This window comes from Lysinibacillus sp. PWR01, assembly GCF_043359455.1.
GTDB classification, from domain to species: domain Bacteria; phylum Bacillota; class Bacilli; order Bacillales_A; family Planococcaceae; genus Lysinibacillus; species Lysinibacillus fusiformis_F.
Genome location: NZ_JBHERJ010000070.1, coordinates 1 through 2,182, shown reverse-complemented (window position 1 = coordinate 2,182; position 2,182 = coordinate 1). Strand labels below are relative to the sequence as shown.

The following is a 2,182-nucleotide window of genomic DNA, read 5'->3' as shown; positions in this document are numbered from 1 at the left end:
TCTTTCAATTTAATACATGTCTAGTGATGATGGCAAAGAGGTCACACCCGTTCCCATACCGAACACGGAAGTTAAGCTCTTTAGCGCCGATGGTAGTTGGGGGCTTCCCCCTGTGAGAGTAGGACGTCGCTAGGCAATTGAAACAGTCAACTGTGTGTTGACTGTTTTTTTATATTCATTGTAAACTTCGTACTGTGTAGGAGGGTTTAGAAAGCTTTTAGCTAAGACCATTAAAAAGTCACGTCTAGTCAACCAACTTGCTAAAGAAGAAGAGATCAATAGTATGTTAAATCAGTGGAAGAAAGAAGTAGAAGTTATGAAGGTAACAACGTTTGTGAATCATGTTCATCGATTGCTAACCAATCTAAAACTTTCATGGACCAATTAAAATGGGTGAATAGTTTAATGATTATCAATCAACCTACAAATTTAATTATAGTAATCGTCAATTATAATATGGGGACATTGTAAAAATACTGTTGATGGAGATAAGAAAAAGATAAATGAAAGAATTTATAGACGGTTTATGGAAGAAATAAAGAGAAAGAAAAAATATATAAGCTATTTTAGTATGGTTGATGAATCTTACCCGATGTCTTTAAAATAAGGCCAATTCTTTAGCGCATCATATCTACAATAAATCACCAGTACGCACTTATTAGACATAGTTAATTCATTAGGTAGTGGTTTGGGCTTGAGTCCAATATTATTTTGGGCTTATGCTCTTTAATTTTGTCAAAATATGCTCTACACTTTAAAACTCTGCAAAATATATGAAAATTTTGATTCATAATGCAACTTTTATTACTATTTAAGTAGTTTTCTACATTTTAATGATAACTAAATTTTTTCCCCTTTATTTTTTATGATTAGTACTTTCTTTATATGGATGATAATAGGATTCATTTTTAGTTAGGTCATTATTAAAGTTTGTAGCTATGTTTTTAGGTATCGACAATAAAGTGAAAATTTTAGTTCTATTCGTCATTATTCATCCCTATACTGTAAAGATTACATCAAAAAGGAGAGGGAATTTTGTGGATTGATGGTGTGTTTTCTGGCGGCGGTTTGAAGGGCTTTGCATTAGTAGGAGCATATCAAGTACTAGAAGCTGAACATTTTCGATTTAAACGTGTAGCTGGTACAAGTGCAGGTGCCATTTTAGCTGCATTTATCGCTGCAGGATATAGTGGAAAAGAGATTGAAATCATGCTAGAGGAGTTGGACGTTCCTTCGTTACTGGACCCAAGAAGAACAATTTTACCTTTCCCTTTTATGAAATGGGTAAATGTTTATAATCATTTAGGTCTCTATAAAGGAAAGGCATTAGAAAAATGGTTCTTCCAAAAGTTGGCTGCAAAAGGGGTCTATACTTTTGGTGATCTGCCTAAAGATTCACTTAAGTTAGTAGCCTCAGATTTAACCAATGGTAGAATGATTGTTTTACCAGACGATTTGCACAAATATCAAATTGAAGCAAAAAATTTTTCAGTTGCTTGTGCGTTACGAATGAGTTGTGGTATACCATTTTTCTTTGAACCAGTTACATTAAAGACTGGGAAGGGAGAATCAGTAATAGTGGATGGTGGAGTTTTAAGTAATTTTCCACTATGGATATTCGATGATAAAGAAGGTCGAAAAGTACGCCCAATTTTAGGTCTGAAACTTAGCAGAAGAAGAGAAGAACAATGTCCACAAGAAATTAAAAATGGTCTGAGTTTATTTGAAGCTTTATTTTCAACGATGAAAGATGCACATGATGAAAGATATATATCAAGACGTCATGAAAGAGATATTATTTTTATTCCTGTAGAAGATTATAGTGCTACTCAATTTGATTTAAATGAGGAAACAAAAGAAACGCTATTAGAAATAGGAAGAAACCGTACAATTCAATTTTTACGGAATTGGCCAAGATTGAAGTTGTAATTATTTTATAAAAAGTTATTGTAAAACTATTGACCAATAATAAATAGGGTGTTATTATATAAAATTTGCTGTTGAGACATACAGCTACTAAAATATAAAATAAAATAACTGTTTGACATTAAATATAAAACATGTTATTATATAAAAGTTAGCTCTTACAGAAGAGTAAACATAATAATGAACCTTGAAAACTGAACAAGCAAAACGTAATCAATAAAGTTTTAAGTAGCTAGCTTCGGCTAGTGAACGAAAC

At 32.2% G+C, this 2,182-nt stretch carries 1 protein-coding gene and 1 rRNA gene; both read left to right on the top strand.

Annotated elements, in window-relative coordinates; translation table 11 throughout:
- Positions 1-19 precede the first annotated feature (19 nt).
- Positions 20-135 (top strand): 5S ribosomal RNA (gene rrf, locus ACEVFT_RS14540).
- A 900-nt stretch (positions 136-1,035) separates the two neighbouring features.
- Positions 1,036-1,929: a patatin-like phospholipase family protein gene (locus tag ACEVFT_RS14535; RefSeq protein WP_205446317.1), complete on the top strand. Its 894-nt coding sequence runs from the start codon at positions 1,036-1,038 to the stop codon at positions 1,927-1,929.
- Positions 1,930-2,182 lie beyond the last annotated feature (253 nt).